This window comes from Pseudomonas sp. ACM7 (genome assembly GCF_004136015.1).
GTDB classification, from domain to species: Bacteria; Pseudomonadota; Gammaproteobacteria; order Pseudomonadales; family Pseudomonadaceae; genus Aquipseudomonas; species Aquipseudomonas frigoris.
Genome location: NZ_CP024866.1, coordinates 954,123 through 974,148, shown reverse-complemented (window position 1 = coordinate 974,148; position 20,026 = coordinate 954,123). Strand labels below are relative to the sequence as shown.

19 protein-coding genes are annotated in these 20,026 nt (G+C 60.0%); 12 read left to right on the top strand and 7 right to left on the bottom strand.

The features are described 5' to 3' along the window. Position 1 precedes the first annotated feature (1 nt). Positions 2-2,125: a TonB-dependent siderophore receptor gene (locus tag CUN63_RS04700; protein WP_129437534.1), complete on the bottom strand. Its 2,124-nt coding sequence runs from the start codon at positions 2,123-2,125 to the stop codon at positions 2-4. A gap of 196 nt (positions 2,126-2,321) precedes the next feature. Between CUN63_RS04700 and CUN63_RS04695 the strand changes: the two genes are divergently transcribed. The 5 genes from CUN63_RS04695 (at position 2,322) to CUN63_RS04670 (ending at position 6,553) form a co-directional block, all read left to right on the top strand. After that, positions 2,322-3,347, top strand: coding sequence for an NAD(P)H-dependent glycerol-3-phosphate dehydrogenase (locus tag CUN63_RS04695; protein ID WP_129437532.1), 1,026 nt, complete (start codon positions 2,322-2,324; stop codon positions 3,345-3,347). Between the two features lie 19 nt (positions 3,348-3,366). Then, positions 3,367-3,714 (top strand): DUF4389 domain-containing protein, encoded by a 348-nt coding sequence (locus CUN63_RS04690; RefSeq protein WP_123364751.1) that lies wholly within the window; start codon positions 3,367-3,369, stop codon positions 3,712-3,714. Beyond that, entirely contained in the window at positions 3,711-4,163 is a 453-nt protein-coding gene (sixA, locus tag CUN63_RS04685) for a phosphohistidine phosphatase SixA (RefSeq protein WP_129437530.1), read from the top strand. The genes CUN63_RS04690 and sixA overlap by 4 nt, the downstream gene beginning before the upstream one ends. Positions 4,164-4,409: 246 nt before the next feature. After that, a complete protein-coding gene (locus CUN63_RS04675; RefSeq protein WP_129437528.1) occupies positions 4,410-6,077 on the top strand; it encodes an AMP-binding protein in 1,668 nt (555 codons plus the stop codon). Positions 6,078-6,109: 32 nt separating this feature from the next. Then, the gene (locus CUN63_RS04670) at positions 6,110-6,553 is read left to right on the top strand and encodes a hotdog fold thioesterase (RefSeq protein ID WP_129437526.1); all 444 of its coding nucleotides are present in this window, start codon (positions 6,110-6,112) and stop codon (positions 6,551-6,553) included. A 42-nt stretch (positions 6,554-6,595) separates the two neighbouring features. On the opposite strand, the gene CUN63_RS04665 is transcribed toward CUN63_RS04670, so the two are convergent. Further along, on the bottom strand, positions 6,596-9,397 hold the full coding sequence (locus CUN63_RS04665) for an RHS repeat-associated core domain-containing protein (protein WP_129437524.1): 2,802 nt from the start codon (positions 9,395-9,397) through the stop codon (positions 6,596-6,598). A 224-nt stretch (positions 9,398-9,621) separates the two neighbouring features. On the opposite strand from CUN63_RS04665, the gene CUN63_RS04660 reads away from it, so the two are divergent. The 5 genes from CUN63_RS04660 to CUN63_RS04640 all read left to right on the top strand — a co-directional run bounded on the left by CUN63_RS04660 (position 9,622) and on the right by CUN63_RS04640 (position 13,929). Next, the gene (locus tag CUN63_RS04660; protein ID WP_129437522.1) at positions 9,622-10,428 is read left to right on the top strand and encodes an alpha/beta fold hydrolase; all 807 of its coding nucleotides are present in this window, start codon (positions 9,622-9,624) and stop codon (positions 10,426-10,428) included. Continuing rightward, on the top strand, positions 10,425-11,279 hold the full coding sequence (locus CUN63_RS04655; RefSeq protein WP_129437520.1) for an alpha/beta hydrolase: 855 nt from the start codon (positions 10,425-10,427) through the stop codon (positions 11,277-11,279). The genes CUN63_RS04660 and CUN63_RS04655 overlap by 4 nt, the downstream gene beginning before the upstream one ends. 50 nt (positions 11,280-11,329) lie before the next feature. Next, positions 11,330-11,989, top strand: a complete 660-nt coding sequence (locus tag CUN63_RS04650) for a glutathione S-transferase family protein (protein ID WP_129437518.1) — start codon at positions 11,330-11,332, stop codon at positions 11,987-11,989. An 8-nt stretch (positions 11,990-11,997) separates the two neighbouring features. Continuing rightward, complete coding sequence (locus CUN63_RS04645; protein ID WP_129437516.1) at positions 11,998-12,804, top strand: DUF4892 domain-containing protein; 807 nt, start codon at positions 11,998-12,000, stop codon at positions 12,802-12,804. A 69-nt stretch (positions 12,805-12,873) separates the two neighbouring features. Then, positions 12,874-13,929, top strand: coding sequence for an AI-2E family transporter (locus CUN63_RS04640; RefSeq protein ID WP_046046467.1), 1,056 nt, complete (start codon positions 12,874-12,876; stop codon positions 13,927-13,929). Between the two features lie 141 nt (positions 13,930-14,070). Here CUN63_RS04640 and xopAW read toward each other — a convergent pair whose 3' ends face one another. The 3 genes from xopAW to CUN63_RS04625 form a co-directional block, all read right to left on the bottom strand. Then, positions 14,071-14,919 carry a XopAW family type III secretion system calcium-binding effector gene (gene xopAW, locus CUN63_RS04635; protein ID WP_129437514.1) on the bottom strand — a complete coding sequence of 283 codons (849 nt, stop codon included), beginning with the start codon at positions 14,917-14,919 and terminating at the stop codon, positions 14,071-14,073. Between the two features lie 112 nt (positions 14,920-15,031). Then, the gene (locus tag CUN63_RS04630) at positions 15,032-16,081 is read right to left on the bottom strand and encodes a HAMP domain-containing sensor histidine kinase (protein WP_129437512.1); all 1,050 of its coding nucleotides are present in this window, start codon (positions 16,079-16,081) and stop codon (positions 15,032-15,034) included. Next, positions 16,081-16,839, bottom strand: a complete 759-nt coding sequence (locus tag CUN63_RS04625; RefSeq protein ID WP_129437510.1) for a response regulator — start codon at positions 16,837-16,839, stop codon at positions 16,081-16,083. Before CUN63_RS04625 ends, CUN63_RS04630 begins: the two co-directional genes overlap by 1 nt. A gap of 293 nt (positions 16,840-17,132) precedes the next feature. On the opposite strand from CUN63_RS04625, the gene pyrF reads away from it, so the two are divergent. Then, on the top strand, positions 17,133-17,831 hold the full coding sequence (pyrF, locus tag CUN63_RS04620) for an orotidine-5'-phosphate decarboxylase (RefSeq protein WP_008148060.1): 699 nt from the start codon (positions 17,133-17,135) through the stop codon (positions 17,829-17,831). 123 nt (positions 17,832-17,954) lie between these two features. Here the strand turns inward: pyrF and CUN63_RS04615 are convergent, their stop codons facing one another. Further along, the gene (locus CUN63_RS04615; RefSeq protein WP_129437508.1) at positions 17,955-18,959 is read right to left on the bottom strand and encodes an NADP-dependent oxidoreductase; all 1,005 of its coding nucleotides are present in this window, start codon (positions 18,957-18,959) and stop codon (positions 17,955-17,957) included. Then, entirely contained in the window at positions 18,956-19,093 is a 138-nt protein-coding gene (locus CUN63_RS31645) for a hypothetical protein (protein WP_165353229.1), read from the bottom strand. The genes CUN63_RS04615 and CUN63_RS31645 overlap by 4 nt, the downstream gene beginning before the upstream one ends. Positions 19,094-19,194: 101 nt before the next feature. Between CUN63_RS31645 and CUN63_RS04610 the strand changes: the two genes are divergently transcribed. Beyond that, positions 19,195-19,956 carry an SDR family oxidoreductase gene (locus tag CUN63_RS04610; RefSeq protein ID WP_046054395.1) on the top strand — a complete coding sequence of 254 codons (762 nt, stop codon included), beginning with the start codon at positions 19,195-19,197 and terminating at the stop codon, positions 19,954-19,956. The last annotated feature ends 70 nt before the right edge of the window (positions 19,957-20,026 follow it).

Below are 20,026 nucleotides of genomic sequence, written 5' to 3'. Positions count from 1 at the left end.
CTTAGAACGCCAGCTCTGCGCTGAAGTAAAGCACCCGGCGCTCGTCGTAGTTGTTGTCGACGAAGGTTGTGGGCTGGCCGTCGAGGCGTTGCTGGAGCACGCCGGCCAGTTCCAGGCTGGCCTTGCCCAGGCCGATGCGTTTGGCGATGCGCGTGTCGACCCGTTCGAAGCGGTAGCCGTTCAGGGCATCGTCACCATAGTAGAAGAGCGCGCTGTTCCAGCCATGGCCCCAGTTGTGCAGCCAACCGGCGGAACCGCTGTTTCGGGCAGTTTGTTGTGCATCCAGTGGGTTGCTCGCCTCGGCATCGACGTAGGCATACGTCAGGCGCAGGCGATCGGCGCTGCTGATTCGCCAGTCGAGCTGGGTTTCTGCCCCGGAGAAGCGCGCGCTGTTTGAGTTGCTGGCGATGTACTGATTGTTGCGCAGCGGTTCGCTGATCATCCCGGTGATTTCGTCGTAGAACAGCTTCACATCGACCGCCAGTCCCATTTCGGCAAAGTAGCCGTTGTAGCCCAGCTCCCGGGAGCGCATGTGTTCCTGTTCGAGGTTACCGGGGCCACGGGTCTTGACGAAATAACGGGCGCTGGACTGGCCATAGGCGCTGGGCCGCAGGTTCTTTACCTGATAGCTCCAGTTGACGTTGTTCTCGAACATGTCCGGCGAGCGGATGGCTTCCGAATACACCGCCCGCAGGCCATGGCGCGGGTTGATCAGGTAGTTGACCGCCACCCGTGGTGTGAGCGAACTGCCGATCAATTGCGTGTCTTCGAACATCGCTCCGCCCTGCAGCAACCAATGCTCGGTGGCGCGCCACTCGAGCTGGCCGAACGCCCGCCAGGTGGTGTCGTCGAGGGTGCCATTGAAGTAGGTCTCGGAATCTGCCCGGTCGTAACGATAATTCATGCCGCTGACCAGCCGCAGACTATCGGACAAGCTGAGGGTGTCCTGCAATTCAAGGTCGTAGCGCGATTCCCGGGTGCTCTGGTCAATATCGCCACAGAGGGTTTGCCGGGCGCCGTTTCGCCATTGGTCGAGCACTTGATTGGCCAGTGCGCGCTGGGCCGGGTCACCTGCGGGCGCGCCGGGGCCGGTGTAGCGCTCCATGTTGCGCGCCAGGCGTTCGGTGTAATTCGGGTTGAGTTGCCAGAGTTCGGTCAACTGCGGGCTGAACGAAACCTCGGCATCGCAGGCACGCCAGGTCTGCTGACGATCCCAGTGTTGCGCCGAGCCCTGGATGTAAAGGCTGTGATCGGGATTGATGTCGAGGTTCCAGCGCAGTGAGCCGGCGTAGTCCTTGGCGATGACGTCGGAATTGTTCCCGGCAGCGGTAATCCCCGAGAAGACCGGGCGGTAGGTATACGGACGCTGGTTGCTCCCGTCCTTGGCATTCAATTGCCAGTCGATACTCTGGTTTTCAGTGAGCGTCTGGCTGACCGCGAGGTTAAAGCGATTCAAGCGGCGGCTGTCGCGGTAATCGGCACCGTTACGGTCCGAGTCGAAGCCGTCGTCTTGCTGACCGGACAGTGACAGGCGCAGGTCGCCGCCGTCCCAGCCCACGCCCTGGCTGGCGTAAAAGTCGTCGATGCCGCGCTGCCCACGGGTGACTTTCATCCGCGTGCCGTGGCTGTCGGCCGGGTTGCGCGTGATGATGTTGACCACCGCCATCAGCGCATTGGCGCCATAGCTGACGGTGTTCGGGCCGCGAAAAACTTCGATGCGCTCGATGTCCTCCATGGCCACCGGAATGTCACTCCAGTCCACCGTGGCCAGGCCTGCGCGGTACACCGAACGGCCGTCGATCAACACTTGCAGGCGTCGCGCTTCGGTCGCATTGGTGCCGTGATAGTTCACCGCCGCCTGGTTACCGTTGATGTTGCCGACCATCATTCCCGGCACCAGTCGCAGCAACTCACTGATGTCCCGGGCGTCACTGGCGTTGATCAGTTCGCTGTCGATCACCGTCATGCTCCCCGGTACCGCGGCCGGCGACTGCTTGAGTCGCGTCGCGGTCAAAACTTGCGGCAGCGGCTCGCTGTCGAGGAACAAGTCGTCGGCAAGCAATGGCGAGCTGAAGATCAGCGCCAGTACCAGCGGCGAGCGAGGTGATGGAGAGCCAAACGACACAACACATCCTTGATAGCGAACAATTGGCGCGCATGTTAACCGAGAGCAATGACTTTTCCAGTCACGTTGCGGGCATTTTCCTCGGTTTTCTTGGTCTTCTTCCTACAAGTGTCGGTAATTGATGCGGGGGCTGGCCGCCACTGGGCCGCTCCGTATAATGCCGTCATCGCCACTGGTATGGATTAACGGATTGCATATGACTGAACAGCGCCCAATTGCGGTCCTGGGAGGCGGAAGTTTTGGTACCGCCGTGGCTAATCTGCTGGCCGAGAACGGGCATCAGGTCCGGCTGTGGATGCGTGACCCCGAGCAGGCCGAGGCCATTCGGGTCAATCGCGAGAACCCGCGTTACCTCAAAGGCATCAAGATTCTGCCGGCCGTGGAAGCGGTCACCGACCTGCTGGCCACTCTGCAGGCCTGCGATCTGTGCTTCGTCGCACTGCCGTCCAGCGCGCTGCGCTCGGTATTGATGCCGCACGCCGAACGTTTGAGCGGCAAGTTGCTGGTGAGCCTGACCAAAGGCATCGAAGCCCACACCTTCAAACTGATGAGCGAAATCCTCGAAGAGATCGCCCCGCAAGCGCGTATTGGCGTGCTGTCGGGGCCGAACCTGGCCCGTGAAATCGCCGAACACGCGCTGACCGCCACGGTGGTCGCCAGCGAAGACGAAGAACTCTGTCAGCGGGTCCAGGAGGCGTTGCACGGCCGGACCTTTCGCGTGTATGCCAGCGCCGACCGCTTCGGCGTGGAGTTGGGCGGGGCGCTGAAAAACGTTTACGCGATCATCGCCGGCATGGCGGTGGCGTTGGGCATGGGCGAAAACACCAAGAGCATGCTGATCACCCGGGCGCTGGCGGAAATGACCCGCTTTGCGGTGAATCAGGGCGCCAACCCGATGACCTTCCTCGGTTTGGCGGGCGTCGGCGATTTGATCGTCACCTGCTCGTCGCCGAAAAGCCGTAACTACCAGGTCGGATTCGCCCTCGGCCAGGGCTTGAGTCTGGAAGATGCGGTCACCCGCCTGGGCGAAGTCGCCGAAGGCGTGAACACCCTCAAGGTGCTCAAGGCCAAGGCTCAGGAGGTGGGCGTGTACATGCCGCTGGTCGCCGGGCTGCACGCGATCCTGTTCGAAGGGCGCACGCTTAATCAGGTGATTGAACTGTTGATGCGTGCCGAACCGAAAACCGACGTAGATTTTATTTCCACCAGTGGTTTCAACTGAGCATCAGGGAGAGCGAGACATGAACGATCCGAAAACTGAGGACAAGTACGAATCCATCCTGCTGCGAGTGTTGTGGATGATCGTCTACGTGCTGGTCTGGCAAGTGGCGCAATTCATCCTCGGCGCTGTGGTGCTGGTGCAGTTGATCTATCGTTTGATCTATGGCGCCCCGAGCGCCAGCCTGATGAACTTCGGCGACAGCCTGAGCCAGTTCCTGGCGCAGATCGGTCGTTTCGGCAGCTTCCACAGCGACCAGAAACCGTGGCCGTTCGCCGACTGGCCGACGCCGCGTACACCGGAAGGTGAAGCACCGCACGCTGTGGCGCCGGCACCACACCCGGCCCGAGATGAGGAGCCAAAGCTATGAAACTCTGGATACTGCGTCATGGTGAAGCCGAGCCACACGGCAAGCGTCCTGATTCGGAACGGGCACTGACTGCCCATGGTCGTGAAGAAGTGCTGCGCACTGCCGCCGAGTTGGCCGGCAAGCCGCTGACCGCGATCTATGCCAGTCCTTACCTGCGCGCGCAGGAGACCGCAGAAATTGTGCGTACAGCGCTGAATTTCGCGCCGGAGATTCGCACCGTCGACTGGCTAACCCCCGACAACCGTCCGCAAGCGGTGGCGGAGCAGTTGGTGTCTGTGGATCACGCGCTGCTGGTCAGTCATAACCCGCTGGTGGGCAACCTGCTGGGTTACCTTCAGCACGGACATGTACAGGACCCGGAAGCAGTCCGCACCGCCGGCCTTGCAGAACTTGAAGGTGATTTGCCGCTGGCCGGCGCGATGAAGCTCAAAGGCATCAAGCACCCATAATCCTGTTTTTACAGGGGGAATGGTTTGCCCGAAACTTGAGAGCGACACCGATCAAGTGTGGGAGCGGGCTTGCTCGCGAAGAGGGTGTGTCAGTCGATATCAATGTTGCCTGACACACCGCTTTCGCGAGCAAGCCCGCTCCCACGGGTTCTGCTTCGCACCTGATATTTTTGTGTGAAATAGTCAACCGAGCAACTGCTTGGTTGACTACGCTTGCTCCAGACCAAAAACAAAGGAGCGAGTCGCATGCCTGCTGCTTTTCGTTTGCCGCTGGACGTCTTCTACGAGCGTGAAGCGCGCCATCCCCGGCAGCGCTTTTTGGTCCAGCCCACGGGCGGCGGAGAGGTCGAGACCCTGACTTGGGCCGACGTCGGTCATCAGGCGCGTTGCGCCGCGCATTGGTTGCGCGCGCGCGAATTGCCCCAAGGCAGCCACATCGCTCTGATCTCGAAAAACTGCGCGCACTGGATCATCGCTGACCTGGCGATCTGGATGGCCGGCCACGTGTCGGTGCCGCTCTACCCGAACCTCACCGCCGAGACCGTGGCCCAGGTCCTTGAACATTCCGACGCGGCGCTGGTGTTCATCGGCAAGCTCGATGACTGGCCCGGCATGTCTCGCGGAGTCAGCCCTGATCTGCCGACGATCAGCCTGCCGTTACATCCGCCTGGTACTTTCGATTTCAGCTGGGCCGACCTGCAAAAGAGCTCACCGATCCAGGACGATCCCAAGCCGTCCGCCGACCAGTTGGCGACCATCATTTACACCTCCGGCACCACCGGCATACCCAAAGGCGTGATGCACAGTTTCGCCAATCTGGGGTTTGCCACCACTCGCGGTACGCAATTGTTTGGCTTGAATGAGTCGGATCGGCTGCTGTCCTACCTGCCGCTGTGCCATGTCGCCGAGCGGATGTTCGTTGAACTGGCGTCGATCTACACCGGGCAAACGGTGTTTTTTGCCGAGAGCCTCGACACCTTCCTGGCCGATTTGCGCCGTGCACGTCCGACCGCGCTGTTCGGTGTGCCGAGGATCTGGACCAAATTCCAGATGGGCGTGTACAGCAAGATCCCGGCAAAGCGCCTCGACTTCCTGCTCGGTCTGCCGATTATCGGCAAGCGGGTCGGCCACAAAGTCCTGGCCGGGCTCGGGCTGGATGCCTTGCGCATCGCCTTGTCCGGCGCCGCGCCAGTGCCGCAGACCTTGCTGCTGTGGTACCGCAAATTGGGCCTGGATGTACTGGAGGTCTACGGCATGACCGAAAGCTGCGGCTATTCGCACGTTGGCCTGCCGGGCCAGAACAAACCTGGCTGGATCGGCAAGCCCTGCCCGGAGGTCGAGGTGCGGATCGCTGAGTCGGGCGAGGTCATGGTGCGCAGCGGCGCGACCATGCTCGGGTATTTCAAGGAGCCTGAGAAAACCGCCGAAACCATCACCGAGGACGGCTTCCTGCGCACCGGCGACAAGGGCGAGGAGGACGCCGAAGGCAACCTGCGCCTGACCGGGCGACTGAAGGAAATCTTCAAGACCAGCAAAGGCAAATACGTCGCCCCGGCACCGATCGAGAATCGTCTGGCGGAGCATTCGCGCATCGAGCAAGTGTGCGTGGTGGGCGATGGCCTGAGTGCGCCGCTGGGGCTGTGCGTGCTCTCGGCGGTCGGTCAGCAGGACGCCAGCGGAACGGCGCGGGCGGGCCTGCATTCAAGCCTGGAAAAACTGTTGGAGGAGGTCAATGGCGTCCTCGACAAACACGAACGCTTGCATCGATTGGTGGTGGTCAAGGACAGCTGGGCGGTGGAAAACGGCTTTCTGACGCCGACCCTGAAGATCAAGCGTAACGTGATCGAAGCAGCTTACGGCGCCCGTTTCGAAGAATGGAGCGCGCGCAGCGAAGCGGTGCTGTGGCAGGATTGAGTCACGAATAAAACCAACAAAGGATGTCAGCAATGAGCTTGTGGCGTACCCATCCCAACATTGAGCAGTTGAACGCAATCCAGAAAAACACCATCGGCGAAGTGTTGGATATTCGCTTCGAAGCCTTCGACGACGAGTCCCTGACCGCGAGCATGGTCATCGACCATCGCACTCACCAGCCTTACGGCTTGCTGCACGGCGGCGCCTCGGTGGTGCTGGCCGAAACGGTCGGCTCGATGGCCAGTTACCTGTGCATCGACGCCAGCAAGTTTTACTGCGTGGGCCTGGAAATCAACGCCAACCATTTGCGCGGCTTGCGCAGCGGGCGGGTCACGGCGGTGGCCAAGCCGATTCACATTGGCCGCACGACGCATGTCTGGGATATCCGTTTGACCAGCGATGAGGGCAAGGCCAGTTGTGTGTCGCGGTTGACCATGGCGGTTGTTCCGTTGGGGGAACAACCGCTGGCTCGTTGAGTATCATGGCGCCTGCGGCAAAGAAACCTCAGATGTAGAGCCTCAATGTTGCTTGCGTGTCTGTTGATAGCTGTATTGATGCGGTTTCAATCGGACATTGTTTGGAACCAACACCTGAGGGCGATAGAGGGTATTCATCAACTTGTCGGGAGGCACGTCGAAGAGTGTGCCTCCCGGGTCATCTGAGTAGGTTATGACATCGATCATGGTGTTGAGTCCCATACCGCGAATCATGTCTTGTTGTCCCACGAACATCGCCCCGTGACGTTGAGTGTCTTCATCCGAATTGTCCCTCACTTCAAAGTCATTTTTGTATGAAGAGAAGTTATTTACCCATTTTGGGGGTGTCGTTGGCCTGGTTGAAGGGAAAATGATATCGACACTCTGAAGCAGGGAATATTGCGCCTGACCACTTTCCTGAAGTGTCGAAAAGGGCGCTCGGTAACGTTTGTCACCGAACCGACTCGTGGATTTTGCAGGCTCGCTTTGGGCTTCCAGTGAAAAGAAAACAAAATCGTCGGTTCCCAGTGAGGTTAAATCGCCCTCGCCTGTATTGGTTTCATTGAAAATCACCTGGCGTTCGATCAGTTGTTTTCTGGAATAGAGTTCAACCACATCGTTTTTGCGAAGATCCTGGTCGGAAAAATGGACGAGGTGGAAGGGGTTTTCACTGAATTTATCGAGAAAAAGCGTCTCGGCGGACTCGAGTTCGATTGATTCGCCAAGCCGATCTTCAAGCTGCCTGATGTTTTTCCTGGACTGTTGCTGGAAGGTCGTCAGGCCATCATCTCCCGTATCAAGCTGCTGCCATGCACTCCCTTGGCTCAACATATGATTGAAGGCTTCGATCGCCTGTTGAGGGTTGCGGCCGTCAGGGTCGAAAAGGGTCACGGGATTGCTTCGGACAAACTGATAAAGGTTCAGGCCATCGACGGTCCCCGCCGGGTCGGGATTGAGCCAGCGTTGCCACCAGGGCGAGTAGTACCTGGCACCGTAATAATACAAGCCGGTTGCATCACGCTCTTTGCCACAGTAGCGAATGGTTGAATAACTGGCCTCTATCCTGTCGCTCCCGGCCCACCACGCCGTTCCCCCATATGGATAATAACGTTCCAGACTGATCAGCTTTGCCTGCTCGTCCAACACCAGGGTGCAGGAGCCCAGATGATCGTTCAGGGAGTAGCGCAGTTGGTTCGTGGCAACGGCTGATGGACGACCTTTTTCCCAATGCAGAATCTGCACGGTGCAATGTCCGGCCGGCACTGAAATGACGTGCAGGATTTCATCAGGCGACGTGCGGATCTCAAGGCCCGGTAAATATCGCACCTCGTGGGTGCGCGTTAAGGTGCCGGTAGAGGCGATGCGAATCTTCCGCTGACGCAGACCGGCCTCGTCGTAAATGTAGAGTTCAGAATCGTTCGGTGCGTCTTCGCGCACTACCTGATCCACCTGTTGCAGACGGTTATTCAGGCTCCAGATCAGATCCTGACCGGGCAGCAGAAGTTTTTTATTGCCGTTTGCATCGAATCCGGCAGCGATTTCACTTTCGCTGGGTAACTCGCCGTCAGCTTTTTGTACCAGACCCCGATTGCTGTATTTGGAGATTCTCATGCGCTGCGTCTGGCTGTGGCTGGCAGCGCTGTGAATCAGTTCGGTCAGGTTGCCAGCGCAATCGTACGAGTAAGTCTGGCGGTAGTTTTCCAGTTGTCCGGGGTCGGGGGGTGATTCAAAGACTGGCTGTTGGGGCCCCAACTGGCTTCTGACCCGCTGCCAACCTTTCGCCTCGATCAGTTGATACAAAGTGTTGTACGTGAAGGTGTTGGTTGGTTCGACCTTCTGGTTGCGAAAGAAACGGGTGCGCAGGGTTGCGTCGCTGATGCTGAGGATATTGCCGACCCGATCGTAGACGTAGCTCAGATGCTGAAGCAGTGGCTTGTCAGGCAGTCGGGCCTTGAGCTCAAGCAAACGACCGTCGATAGGGCAGTAATGGGCTTCACTGATCACACCATTACCGGCGGTCTGGCGCTCGATGTTGCCAAAAGCGTTGTAGTGGATGGCGCTCAGCAGCGGTGTTTCCTGCGTTTGCGCGGCGAGTTTCAGGCTTATTTCGCTGAGTTGACCTGCAACATTCAGGCGCGAGAACCGGACATTGCCTTGCGCATCTTTCTGGCTGATGGCGAACCCCAGCGCATTATATTGACTACCGGTTGTCGCGCCGGTGCCGGCTTCGTTCAGCAAGTCTCGATTGGCTTCGTCCGCGGGCCAGTCCGGTTCGTCCAGTTTTTCGAGAAAATGTCGGGTCTGTTCGGTGACTCCGCCAAGGAGCGCGAAGGCGCTGAAGTGCACAGTGCCGGCACTGTCATCATGGCGAATCAGCCGACCACATTGATTGTTCCGCGCAAATGCAGGGGTTGCATCACCATAGGTGTAAAAGGCACTGGTTCTTGCGGGTTTGCCTGGAGCTCTCTCGACAGTTTTGACGGGGCGCAGCAATAGGTCATAGTCGATCTGGACCTGAGTGAGCAGACTGTCCCAACTCATGAGTTTTTGATTGGCTACACCGAACAACACCAGCCGGGTTCCCGCGTCCACACTATCACTGCGCAGGGGATTGCCTGTGAGGCTGTACACCGTCTCCAGATTGGGCCGGACATCCGGTTCTGTCTCCAGCAGCTTGAACAGACGAGGGTCCCAACTGACCGTCGCGTGGCTTGCGGCATCGTAGAATTGGCGGTTAACCCTAGGCTCTGGTGTGTTGCCGGGCGCATTACGGCAGTAGGACACGTTGGCGACGTTGAGCCCTCGCGGATCCTTCACTGTGACTGTCGGTGTTTGCGCGTGCATGACTGGAGTACTCCCCGAAGAGGGTCGGACAGGTGCAGTTATTCGCGGTTGCTCCCGAAGTGTCAACTGTCAGAAATAACAGGTAGGTGCGATGAGCCGGAGAATGCCCCGGTTGTTTTTCATGGCTCAAACGAGGCTGTCATCATTCCTGGCACTTACGGTCATTGCTGTAGGACGTCGTCTTACGGACAATCAACCCTTGTTTTCGTTGATGGATCACCGGTATGTCGCAACAGATATTTTTCGCCCACGCCAACGGTTTCCCCTCGGGCACCTACGGCAAGTTGTTCGCGGCGCTGGCGCCCGAGTATCAGGTGACGCATCTGCAGCAGCACGCCCACGACCCGCGTTTTCCGGCGGACGACAACTGGTACAACCTGGTGGACGAGCTGATTCATCACCTCAAGAAACAACCGGAACCGGTATGGGGCGTCGGTCATTCCTTCGGTGGTGTGCTGCATCTGCACGCGGCGTTGCGGTGCCCCGAGCTCTATCGCGGCGTGGTGATGCTTGATTCGCCGGTGCTGACCCGCGCTGATCAATGGGTGATCCGCGCCGCCAAACGCTTCGGTTTCATCGATCGCCTGACCCCGGCCGGCCGTACATTGGGACGACGGGAAGAGTTCGCCGATCTGGAGGCGGCTCGACTTTATTTCGCTGGCAAAACCCTGTTTCGCAGTTTCGACCCGGAATGCTTTGACGCTTACCTGCAACACGGTTTGCACAAGGTGGGCGACAAGCTGCGCCTGCGCTTCGACCCGGCCACGGAAATCAGTATCTACCGCGGCGTGCCGCACACCAGTCCCGGCCGCACTCGGCAACTGAAAGTGCCGCTGGCGGTGGTGCGCGGGCACAAGAGCCGGGTGGTGATGCGTCATCACGCAAGCCTCGTGGGGCGCTTGCCGCTGGGCGAGTCCCTGACCATGCCTGGCGGCCACATGTTTCCCCTCGAACGTCCCCAGGACACGGCCACGCTGCTGAAGAATCTGCTCAGCCGTTGGGAAGGTCGCCGCCAACAGGATTGCGCATGAGCAACGTCGTTGAAGAAGTTCGCCTGAGCCTGCCGCACATCGAGTTGGCAGCGCACTTGTTCGGCCCCGAAGACGGCATGCCGGTGATCGCCTTGCATGGCTGGCTGGACAACGCCAACAGCTTCGCCCGGCTGGCGCCGAAGCTCAAAGGCTTGCGCATCATCGCGCTGGACATGGCCGGTCACGGTCATTCCGGGCATCGGCCGACCGGTGCCGGTTACGCGCTGTGGGACTACGCCCATGACGTGCTGCAAGTGGCCGAGCAATTGGGTTGGAAGCGCTTTGGCCTGCTGGGGCATTCCATGGGCGCGATCGTTTCGCTGGTGCTGGCCGGTTCGTTGCCGGAACGCGTGACCCACCTGGCGTTGATCGACGGCATCATTCCTCCTACAGACAAAGGCGAAAACGCTGCCGAACGGATGGGCATGGCCCTGCAAGCGCAGCTGGATTTGCGGGAGAAGCGCAAACCGGTCTACAACACGCTCGACCGGGCCATCGAGGCGCGCATGAAAGGCTTGGTCGCTGTCAGTCGCGAAGCCGCAGAACTGCTGGCCCAACGGGGATTGATGCCGGTGCCGGGCGGTTATACCTGGCGCACCGATAACCGACTGACGTTACCGTCGCCGCTGCGTCTGACCACCGAACAGGCGATGGCCTTCGTCCAGCGAGTCACTTGTCCTGCAAAACTGGTGGTGGCTGCCGACGGCATGCTCGCCAAACATCCCGAGTTGCTGGAGCGTCTACCCTTTAGCCGTGAACAGCTGCCTGGCGGCCATCATTTACACCTGAATGACGAACCCGGCGCCGACCTTGTCGCAGACTGTTTCAATCGGTTCTTCGCCGTTCCTTGACTTGCGCCGGGCAACTGTCGAGGCTGGGCGGGTTGAAATGGGAGACAACCATGATAGATCTCTACACCGCTGCGACCCCGAATGGCCACAAGGTCTCTATCGTGCTCGAGGAACTCGGCCTGCCCTACACGGTGCACGCCTTGAGTTTCGACAAAAAGGAACAGAAGTCCGAGGGCTTCCTCAAGATCAATCCCAATGGCCGGATTCCGGCGATTGTCGACCGCGCCAACGGCGATTTCGCCGTGTTTGAATCCGGCGCGATCCTGATTTACCTGGCTGAACTGAGCGGCAAACTGCTGCCAACAGACCCCAAGGGGCGTTCAGTGGTCCTGCAATGGCTGATGTTCCAGATGGGTGGAATCGGCCCGATGCAAGGTCAGGCCAACGTGTTTTTCCGTTATTTCCCGGAGAAACTCCAGGGCGCCATCGATCGCTATCAACATGAAACCCGCCGCCTCTATGAAGTGCTCGACACGCGCCTGCAAGCCGTGGAGTTTCTGGCCGGTGAGTACAGCATTGCTGACATCGCCACTTATCCGTGGGTCCGTGGCCACGAGTGGTCGGGTGTCGAGGTCGACGGTTTGCCGGCCTTGCAGCGCTGGATGGCAACCATGGAGGCGCGTCCGGCGGTACAGCGCGGTTTGCTGGTGCCTGAGCGCATCGATGACGCCAGTATCATCAAGGGTGCCCAGGCCATGCTGATCCGATGAGTCTATCCATGCGTTCACTCAGTCTGCTGTCGCTGTGTTGTTTCAGTCCGCTGTTATTTGCCGCCGATGTCCCGGGCAGTCAGGACCTGCCGATCGTGCCGCGTATGGCCGATGCGCAGATCGTCGACTATCGTCCGGTCACCGAACTTGAGCGGATCTATCCACTGGGTTCGATCCGCAAAATCAGCGGCCAGTTGCGCTTTGACGGCCAGGTCGCTGCCCGAGGGCAAACCACTTCGGTGACCTACGAGTTGCCGCCGGAGCATTCCTCCACCGAGGCTTTCACCGCCGCTCGTGAAGCCTTGCAGAAGCAGGACGCCCAATTGCTGTTCTGGTGCCAGGCCCGTGATTGCGGCGAAAGCAGCCTGTGGGCCAATGATGTCTTCGGCAATGCCAAGCTCTATGGCGCTGATGATCAGCAAGCGTTTTTGCTGTTGCGCCTGGCGGCCCCACAGGACAACACGCTGGTGGCGCTTTACAGCATCACGCGCGGCAATCGCAAAGCTTATCTGCACGTCGAACAGTTCGACGCCGCTGCGCCGCTGGGCGATTTGCTGCCGACCTCTGCAACCTTGCTTCGGGAGCTCAAAAGCACCGGTGAGCTCGATTTCCCCAAATTTACCGGCGATCCTGACGATGCCTGGCTGCGCCTGATCTCTCGTGGGCTGAATCTGGACACCACGTTGCGGGTCAGTGTTTCCGGGCCGAAGGCCGAAGCCTGGCGTCAGGCACTGATTGGGCAGGGTGTGCGTACCGCCAGGATGGAAGCGGGTAGCGTCGAGGGCGCTGGCTTGCACATCGAACTGTTGCGATAAGCTTTATCAGGCGAACGTACAAGCTGCGTTCGCCTACTCTTTTGCGAACTGACTTTTTTCGAGATTTAGATGATCAATAACGATCGGCTGTTGGTGCAGATCCTGCTCCTGGTGCTGTTTGGCGCGAGCTTCTGGGTGATGGCGCCGTTCTGGTCGGCGCTGTTCTGGGGTGCGGTGCTGGCGTTTGCCAGCTGGCCGCTGATGCGTTTGCTGACGCGTTTGCTCAATGGTCGCGAATCTCTGGCGGCCGCAGTGCTGACGCTGGGCTGGATGTTGCTGGTGGCGTTGCCGTTGGTCTGGCTGGGGTTCAACCTCGCGGACCATGTGCGCGATGCCACGGCGTTCATCAAGGATGTGCAGGTCGACGGGTTGCCGGAAGCGCCGACCTGGCTGGGCAGTATTCCCTTGGTGGGCGAGCGGCTGGTGGGGGTCTGGAACAGCATTGATCAGCAGGGCGCGGCGATGATGCTGGCGGTCAAACCTTATCTGGGTCAGGTCGGCAATTGGTTGCTGGCGCGCAGTGCGCAGATTGGCGGCGGGATACTTGAGCTGACGTTGAGTATCGTCTTCGTGTTCTTTTTCTACCGTGACGGGCCGCGTCTGGCGGCGTTTGTTCACGGGTTGCTGGAACGTCTGATTGGTGACCGTGCCGGGTATTACATCGAATTGGTGGCGGGCACGGTGCAGCGGGTGGTGAACGGTGTGATCGGGACGGCAGCGGCCCAGGCGGTTCTGGCGTTGATCGGGTTCTTGATTGCCGGGGTGCCCGGGGCGCTGGTGCTGGGGATCGTCACGTTTTTGTTGAGCCTGATTCCGATGGGGCCGCCGCTGGTGTGGATTCCGGCCACGGCGTGGCTGGCCTGGAAGGGTGAGTACGGGATGGCGGTGTTTCTCGGAATTTGGGGGACGTTCATCATCAGTGGCGTCGACAACGTGCTCAAACCGTACCTGATCAGCCGGGGCGGGAATTTGCCGTTGGTGATTGTGCTGCTCGGGGTGTTTGGCGGGTTGATTGCCTTTGGGTTTATTGGTTTGTTTATCGGCCCGACGTTGTTGGCGGTGGCCTACAGCCTGCTGAACGACTGGAGCAAGAGTCAGGCTCGGGTTGAGGATCGCCGGCCCTGAGGTTTTTGTTGGGGCTTACGGCCCCTTCGTCGGAACGCCGCCCGGAGCAAGCTCGCTCCCACATTGATTTTGTATCGATAACAAATTATGTGATCAATGCAGATCAACTGTGGGAGCGAGCTTGCTCGCGATGCTTTTGACTCAGGTCGCGACGTTCAGGTATTTGCCCACGGTCGCCACGTTGTCGAGCGAGTACTGCTTGCTCAGGTCGGCGATCATTTTATTCAGGGCTTCGGTCACGTTCGACTGAGCGGTGGAACTGTCGGTGTTTCGCTCGCGGCCGGCTTGCAACGCCGCTTTCAACTCGTCGCTGCAGACACCGCCATTGCTGTCTCTATCCAGCACTTTGAGCAACGCGGCGCTGGTGTCGGTGCTGGTCGATGAGATGCTGCTGGTCTGCAACGCGCTGGTCAGTTCGGTGGCGCTGACACTGCCGTCGCTGTCCGCATCGAGCTGGCTGAACAGTTCATCGCTGGACACTTGTTGAGGTGGCGGCGGAGGCGGGGCGAGGCTGGCGGCGAGTTCGTCCTGGCTGACGGAGCCGTCTTCGTTCTTGTCCAGGGCCGAGAAGATTTCTGTGCTGTCGGCACTGCTGCCGGCGCTGGCCAGGCCGTTACTCAGTTCATCGCTGCTGATGGCGCCGTCACCGTCGGCGTCCAGGGCGCTGATCAGCGCGTCAGCCAGTTCGGTGTTCGGTGCCTGATCCCGTGGCGGTGGCGGAGGAGGGGCCATCGCGGCCATTTCTTCACTGCTCAGGCTGCCGCTTTCGTCGCTGTCCAGGTCGGCGAAATTCTTGCTCAGGCTGACCAGCAGGCCGTCGTCGGTTTTCTGCGACAGGGCGCTCTTGAGTTCATCCTGATCCACCGCGCCATCGCTGTTGCTGTCGAGTTTGGCGAGCAATTCTTTCTGAAATTGCTGGCTGCGGGCGGTGCTGGTGGTGGTGCTGCTGGTGCTGGTATAGCTCGTGTAACTGCTGACGCTGCCGATCATTGCGCTCACTCCTTGGAATGGATAACCGGTGGGTGCACCGGCTTATGCAGCCTCAAGGGGCAAGTTGTCGTGGGTATGTGAGGTTTGTACCGAGCGGTACACAGAGCGGTCATCAGGCTCGGGGCAGGCGAATCACGGCTGTCAAACCACCACCGGGGGTTTCTTCCAGGCTCAACTGCCCACCCAGGCGTTCGGCCGCTTCGCGGGCGATGGTCATGCCCAGCCCGACGCCACCGGAGTTGCGGTTGCGCGAACCTTCCAGACGAAAGAACGGCTCGAACACCGCTTCACGTTTATCCGCCGCAATACCCGGCCCATGGTCGATGACCCGGATCACCAGGGTTTCGCGCGTGTCTTCAAGCGTAATCATTGCCTGCCCGGCATAACGCAGGGCATTGTCCAGCAGGTTGTTGATGCACGAGCGCAAGGCCATCGGCTGCACTTGCAACGGTGCGCAGTGGCCACTGGTCAGAACATCGGCGCCCTGGTCCTGGGCGTTTTCACTCAGGGATTCGACCAGCGCCTGCACATCCATCCACTGCAGGACCTCACTGGTGCGCTGCTCGTGCAGGTAGGTGAGCGTGGCGTCGAGCATGCCGATCATGTCGTCCAGATCCTGACGCATCTGGCCTTGCAGTTTGTTGTCGTCGATCTGCTCCAGTCGCAGCTTGAGCCGCGACAGCGGCGTGCGCAGGTCGTGGGAGACGGCGCCAAGCATCCGCGAGCGTTGCTGCACTTGTTCACGAATGCGTTGCTGCATCTTGTTGAAGGTGTGTGCCGCTCGCCGTGCTTCCCGTGGGCCGGACTCATCCAGAGGCGGGCTGTCGAGGTTTTCGCTCAGTCGCTCGGCAGCATCGCTCAGGCGCTGGATCGGCCGGCTCAGCAGTTTGGCACCGTACCAGGCGGCGATGATCAGCGAGACCAGCTGAAAAGTCAGCGGCACCAAGGGGCCGCCGAACCACGGCCGCGGTGGCCGATTTACGAAGCGCGGGTCCATCGGCGGGCGCTGTCCGTCGAAGTTTTCGGAAAACCCCGGCGGCGGAGGGGGCGGCGGCGGGCCGTAATAGTGAAACCAGAAAAACGCCAACAAGTGCGCCAGGATGATCGCCACCAGCAGCATGCCAAACAGGCGGCCGAAGAGCGTATCGAAGCGCGCACGCATCAACCGATGTCTCTGGCGTCGAACAGATAACCCTCACCGCGAACGGTCTTGATCAGCTGCGGGGCTTTCGGGTCATCACCAAGTTTCTGGCGCAAGCGCGAGACCAGCAAGTCGATGCTGCGATCAAAGGCTTCGATCGAGCGACCGCGAGCGGCGTCCAGCAGTTGTTCGCGGCTGAGTACCCGGCGCGGACGTTCGATGAACACCCAGAGCAAACGGAACTCGGCGTTGGACAGCGGCACCACCAGGCCATCAGCGGCGATCAACTGACGCAGCACGCTGTTCAGGCGCCAGTTGTCGAAACGGATGTTCGCCCGTTGTTCAGTGCGATCGTCGCGCACCCGGCGCAGGATAGTCTGGATGCGCGCCACCAATTCTCGCGGTTCGAACGGCTTGGCCATATAGTCGTCGGCGCCCAGTTCCAGGCCGATGATCCGGTCGGTCGGCTCGCAGCGGGCAGTGAGCATCAGAATCGGGATGTCCGATTCGGCGCGTAGCCAGCGGCACAGTGACAAACCGTCTTCGCCGGGCAGCATCAGGTCGAGCACCACCACGTCGAAATGCTCCGCGTGCAGCGCCAGGCGCATCGCGGCGCCATCGGTGACGCCGCTGGCGTGAATGTTGAACCGGGCCAGATAGTCGATCATCAGTTCGCGGATCGGGACGTCATCGTCGACGATCAGGGCGCGAATGCTCCAGCGTTTGTCGTCGTCGGGCGCTTTTTGATCGTCGTTCACAGGTGCGTGGAGGTTGTGCATGCGTGCGTTCATCTGCCAGGTAGGCTGCCAACCACAAAGATGGGCTGCGAGGTTGTGGTTTCAGCATAGGCGTCCGGCCCGGAGGCGGGAAGTGCTGTAAGGACGTGTTGCGGCTGCCGAAGGTAACGTTGAAGGGTGTTGCAGGCGTGTCATGTGTGTATCTGACTCGACACAATTGGTGCAAGGGCTAGTCTTGCTTGAGCCGCCTCGACGAATTACCGATCATCGGGTCCCGCAGAGGCGCTGGTTCCGCTACAATGCGCGCCGATTTCGACCTGCCTGAGAGCCCACTCATGTCCGCCTGCCAGACTCCTATCATCGTCGCCCTGGATTTTCCCACCCGTGACGCCGCACTGAAGCTGGCCGATCAGTTGGACCCGAAGCTGTGCCGGGTCAAAGTCGGTAAAGAACTGTTCACCAGCTGCGCTTCGGAAATCGTTGGCACCCTGCGTGACAAGGGTTTCGAAGTGTTCCTGGACCTCAAGTTCCATGACATCCCGAACACCACCGCCATGGCCGTCAAGGCGGCTGCTGAGATGGGCGTGTGGATGGTCAATGTGCACTGCTCCGGTGGTTTGCGCATGATGGCCGCGTGCCGCGAAGTGCTCGACCAGCGCACCGGTCCGAAACCACTGCTGATTGGCGTGACCGTGCTGACCAGCATGGAGCGTGAGGATCTGGCGGGTATCGGTCTGGATATCGAGCCGCAGGAGCAAGTGTTGCGCCTGGCCGCGTTGGCGGAAAAAGCCGGGATGGACGGTCTGGTGTGCTCGGCCCTGGAAGCCCAGGCCCTGAAATCGGCGCACCCGTCGCTGCAACTGGTGACTCCGGGGATTCGTCCGGCGGGCAGCGCCCAGGACGATCAGCGCCGCATTCTGACGCCGCGTCAGGCGCTGGATGCCGGTTCCGATTATCTGGTGATCGGCCGTCCGATCAGCCAGGCAGCGGACCCGGCCAAGGCGTTGGCAGCCGTAGTCGCCGAACTGGCCTGATCTAACACCGAAGATCAAAATGTGGGAGCGGGCTTGCTCTCGAAGGCGGAGTGTCAGTCAACGTTGATGTCGGCTGACACTCCGCCTTCGAGAGCAAGCCCGCTCCCACATTTATAGTTGGCGTTAAACCTTCAGCACCAACTTCCCGAAATTCTCGCCGCTGAACAACTTCATCAGCGTCTCCGGGAACGTCTCCAGTCCTTCAACAATATCTTCCTTGCTCTTGAGCTGCCCCTTGGCCATCCAGCCGGCCATTTCCTGTCCGGCGGCGGCGAACTGTGCGGCATAGTCCATCACCACAAAACCTTCCATCCGCGCGCGGTTGACCAGCAACGCCAGGTAGTTGGCCGGGCCTTTGACCGCTTCCTTGTTGTTGTACTGGCTGATGGCGCCACAGATCACCACCCGCGCTTTCATGGCCAGGCGACTCAACACCGCGTCGAGGATATCGCCGCCGACGTTATCGAAATACACATCGACACCTTTCGGACATTCGCGCTTGAGACCGGCGTGGACGTCTTCGTTTTTGTAATCGATGGCACCGTCAAAACCCAGTTCGTCGATCAGGAACTGGCACTTGTCCGCGCCCCCGGCAATGCCGACTACCCGGCAACCTTTGATCTTGGCGATCTGCCCGGCAATGCTGCCCACCGCACCCGCAGCACCTGACAACACCACGGTGTCACCCGCCTTAGGCGCGCCGACATCGAGCAGGGCGAAATAGGCGGTCATCCCGGTCATGCCCAGCGCCGACAGATAGCGCGGCAGAGGCGCCAGTTTCGGATCGACCTTGTAGAAACCTCGTGGCTCGCCGAGGAAGTAATCCTGCACCCCCAAGGCACCGTTGACGTAGTCCCCGACCGCGAAACCCGGATTATTCGAGGCAACGACTTTGCCTACGCCCAATGCGCGCATGACTTCGCCGATACCGACCGGCGGGATGTAGGACTTGCCCTCGTTCATCCAGCCACGCATGGCGGGGTCCAGGGACAGGTATTCGTTTTTGACCAGGATCTGACCCGCAGCCGGTTCGCCGACCGGTACTTCTTGATAGGTGAAGGTCTCGCGGGTCGCCGCGCCCACCGGACGTTTGGCGAGCAGGAACTGGCGATTGGTCTGGGTAGTCATGACAGGCACTCAAGATGAATGAAGACTTGTTGATAGACCTTCATGGTCGATGCCGCAAGTTTGGCTGATGCGGCGAATGCATATCGATCCAGTGCAGTGATAGTCGAACCGGCGGTTTTATCACTGTCACTCATGGGCACCCAACCGGCCTTCTGATAGTGCTGCCGCGCTGCAGGCCCTTGTGGCTAGATTGCGAATACGCGATCCCCCGCATCTTCTCTTCGAGGACATAACAATGAGCATGACGTTTTCTGGCCAGGTCGCCGTGGTGACGGGCGCCGCCAATGGCATTGGCCGCGCGACCGCCCAGGCATTCGCTGCTGAAGGCTTGAAAGTGGTAGTGGCCGACCTGGATGCGGCGGGTGGTGAGGGCACGGTGGCGCTGATTCGTACCGCTGGCGGTGAAGCCACCTTCGTGCGCTGCAACGTCACGCTGGAAAGCGATGTAAAAAATCTGATGGACGAGGTGGTCAATACCTACGGCCGTCTCGACTATGCCTTCAACAATGCCGGCATCGAGATCGAGAAAGGCAAACTGGCCGAAGGCACGGTCGACGAGTTCGACGCGATCATGGGCGTCAACGTCAAAGGCGTCTGGTTGTGCATGAAGTACCAGTTGCCCTTACTGCTGGCCCAGGGCGGCGGTGCAATCGTCAATACCGCTTCGGTAGCCGGCCTCGGGGCTGCGCCGAAGATGAGCATTTACGCGGCGTCGAAACATGCGGTGATCGGCCTGACCAAATCGGCAGCCATCGAATACGCCAAGAAAAAGATTCGGGTGAACGCGGTGTGTCCGGCAGTGATCGACACCGACATGTTCCGCCGTGCCTATGAAGCCGACCCGAAGAAAGGCGAGTTCGCCAATGCCATGCACCCGGTTGGGCGCATCGGCAAGGTCGAGGAAATCGCCAGCGCGGTGCTGTACCTGTGCAGCGACGGCGCAGCGTTCACCACAGGGCATTCACTGGCGGTGGACGGTGGCGTCACGGCGTTCTGAAACCAGGCACTGCAACGTAGGAAAAAACCCGCATTTGTGCGGGTTTTTTTTCGGTTCCTTAAAGGTGCCG